The 3,478-nt window shown below is 55.3% G+C and carries 1 rRNA gene; it reads left to right on the top strand.

Annotated elements, in window-relative coordinates:
- The first annotated feature begins 339 nt into the window (after positions 1-339).
- Positions 340-3,463, top strand: a 23S ribosomal RNA gene (locus ACZY0X_RS31165).
- The last annotated feature ends 15 nt before the right edge of the window (positions 3,464-3,478 follow it).

The raw sequence follows: 3,478 nt of genomic DNA, 5'->3' as shown, positions 1-3,478 counted from the left end.
TCTCGCCTGTAGTGGGTGGGGGTCTGGTGCATAAAGTTTTAAGACAACAGATACCGCGGCCTCGAGAGGTCCTCACTCGTGAGGATCAGGCTGCGAGAGATTGCCATCAGACACACTATTGGGCTTTGAGACAACAGGCCCGTTTGTACTCGGTCAGTGGATCGGGAGGCGTGTTGTTGCCCCAGCTTTTGGTGGTGGGGTGTGGTGTTTGACTTGTGGATAGTGGTTGCGAGCATCAACTCGCATCGGTGAGCGTCTCCTCTTCGGGGGTGGCGGGAGTCGTTGTGGGTTGTTGTGGTGTAATTTTCGTTTTTTCTATAAAAACAATTGGTTTTTGTGTTGTAAGTGTTTAAGGGCACATGGTGGATGCCTTGGCATCAGAGGCCGATGAAGGACGTGGGAGGCTGCGATATGCCTCGGGGAGCTGCCAACCGAGCTTTGATCCGAGGATGTCCGAATGGGGAAACCCAGCACGAGTGATGTCGTGTTACCCGTATCTGAATACATAGGGTGCGGGAGGTAACGCGGGGAAGTGAAACATCTCAGTACCCGTAGGAAGAGAAAACAAAAGTGATTCCGTGAGTAGTGGCGAGCGAAAGCGGAGGATGGCTAAACCGCATGCATGTGATACCGGGTAGGGGTTGTGTGTGCGGGGTTGTGGGACCCAACTTTCCAGTTCTATCCGACTGGAGGGCAGTGAAAAAGCATTGTGGTTAACGGAAATGGTCTTGGGATGGCCTGCCGTAGACGGTGAGAGCCCGGTACGTGAAAACCCTTTGCCTGCCTTGATGGTGTTCCCGAGTAGCAGCGGGCCCGTGGAATCTGCTGTGAATCTGCCGGGACCACCCGGTAAGCCTGAATACCTTCTGATGACCGATAGCGGATTAGTACCGTGAGGGAATGGTGAAAAGTACCCCGGGAGGGGAGTGAAATAGTACCTGAAACCGTGTGCCTACAATCCGTCAGAGCCTTCGTGTTAAAGCGTGGGGTGATGGCGTGCCTTTTGAAGAATGAGCCTGCGAGTCAGGGACATGTCGCGAGGTTAACCCGTGTGGGGTAGCCGCAGCGAAAGCGAGTCTGAATAGGGCGTATCCAATCCAGAGGGGTTGGTGTAGTGGCGTGTTCTGGACCCGAAGCGGAGTGATCTACCCATGGCCAGGTTGAAGCAGCAGTAAGATGTTGTGGAGGACCGAACCCACTTAGGTTGAAGACTGAGGGGATGAGTTGTGGGTAGGGGTGAAAGGCCAATCAAACTCCGTGATAGCTGGTTCTCCCCGAAATGCATTTAGGTGCAGCGTTACATGGTTCTTACCGGAGGTAGAGCTACTGGATGGCCGATGGGCCTCACAAGGTTACTGACGTCAGCCAAACTCCGAATGCCGGTAAGGCAACAGTGTGGCAGTGAGACGGCGGGGGATAAGCTCCGTGCGTCGAGAGGGAAACAGCCCAGATCGCCGGCTAAGGCCCCTAAGCGTGTGCTAAGTGGAAAAGGATGTGCAGTCGCGAAGACAACCAGGAGGTTGGCTTAGAAGCAGCCACCCTTGAAAGAGTGCGTAATAGCTCACTGGTCAAGTGATTGTGCGCCGATAATGTAGCGGGGCTCAAGCACACCGCCGAAGCCGCGGCATCCGCAAGGATGGGTAGGGGAGCGTCCTGCACACCGGTGAAGCAGCAGAGTGATCTAGCTGTGGAGGGTGTGGGAGTGAGAATGCAGGCATGAGTAGCGATAAGGCAAGTGAGAACCTTGCCCGCCGAAAGACCAAGGGTTCCTGGGCCAGGCCAGTCCGCCCAGGGTGAGTCGGGACCTAAGGCGAGGCCGACAGGCGTAGTCGATGGACAACGGGTTGATATTCCCGTACCCGTGTGTGCGCGTCCCTGATGAATCAGAGGTACTAACCACCCAAATGGTGGCTCATTGATCCCTTCGGGGTGAGAGAGCCTCCGGCTGCGTGGGACCTTCTCTGGTAGTAGTCAAGCGATGGGGTGACGCAGGAAGGTAGCCGTACCAGTCAGTGGTAATACTGGGGCAAGCCCGTAGGACGAGATCTAGGCAAATCCGGGTCTCATTAAGTCCGAGAGGTGATGCATAGCCGAGTGAGGCGAATTCGGTGATCCTATGCTGCCAAGAAAAGCCTCTAGCGAGTGCTAACACGGCCCGTACCCCAAACCGACACAGGTGGTCAGGTAGAGAATACCAAGGCGTACGAGTGAACTATGGTTAAGGAACTCGGCAAAATACCCCCGTAACTTCGGGAGAAGGGGGACCTCCATACCGTCCACGCCCTAGCGGCTGAAGGCGGGAGGGGGTCGCAGAAACCAGTGAGAAGCGACTGTTTACTAAAAACACAGGTCCGTGCGAAGTCGCAAGACGATGTATACGGACTGACGCCTGCCCGGTGCTGGAAGGTTAAGAGGACCGGTTAACCACTTCGGTGGTGAAGCTGAGAATTTAAGCCCCAGTAAACGGCGGTGGTAACTATAACCATCCTAAGGTAGCGAAATTCCTTGTCGGGTAAGTTCCGACCTGCACGAATGGCGTAACGACTTCTCAACTGTCTCAACCATAGACTCGGCGAAATTGCACTACGAGTAAAGATGCTCGTTACGCGCGGCAGGACGAAAAGACCCCGGGACCTTCACTACAACTTGGTATTGGCGCTCGATGCGGTTTGTGTAGGATAGGTGGGAGACTGTGAAGCATGCACGCCAGTGTGTGTGGAGTCATTGTTGAAATACCACTCTGATCGTATTGGGCTTCTAACCTCGGACCGTATATCCGGTTCAGGAACAGTGCCTGGTGGGTAGTTTAACTGGGGCGGTTGCCTCCAAAAATGTAACGGAGGCGCCCAAAGGTTCCCTCAACCTGGACGGCAATCAGGTGTTGAGTGTAAGTGCACAAGGGAGCTTGACTGCGAGACGTACATGTCGAGCAGGGACGAAAGTCGGGACTAGTGATCCGGCACCCCCGAGTGGAAGGGGTGTCGCTCAACGGATAAAAGGTACCCCGGGGATAACAGGCTGATCTTCCCCAAGAGTCCATATCGACGGGATGGTTTGGCACCTCGATGTCGGCTCGTCGCATCCTGGGGCTGGAGCAGGTCCCAAGGGTTGGGCTGTTCGCCCATTAAAGCGGCACGCGAGCTGGGTTTAGAACGTCGTGAGACAGTTCGGTCTCTATCCGCCGCGCGCGTCAGAAGCTTGAGGAAACCTGTCCCTAGTACGAGAGGACCGGGACGGACGAACCTCTGGTCTACCAGTTGTCCCACCAGGGGCACCGCTGGATAGCTACGTTCGGACAGGATAACCGCTGAAAGCATCTAAGCGGGAAACCTCTTCCAAGACCAGGCTTCTCACCATTTTAGATGGATAAGGCCCCCCGCAGACCACGGGATTGATAGACCAGACCTAGAAGCCCAGTAATGGGCGCAGGGAACTGGCACTAACCGGCCGAAAACTTACACACACCAACAGAAACCAA

It is taken from the genome of Mycobacterium sp. IDUB_39 (genome assembly GCF_055419205.1).
The sequence above is the reverse complement of the archived record's forward strand: the minus strand, read 5'-3'. Positions and strand labels throughout refer to the sequence as shown.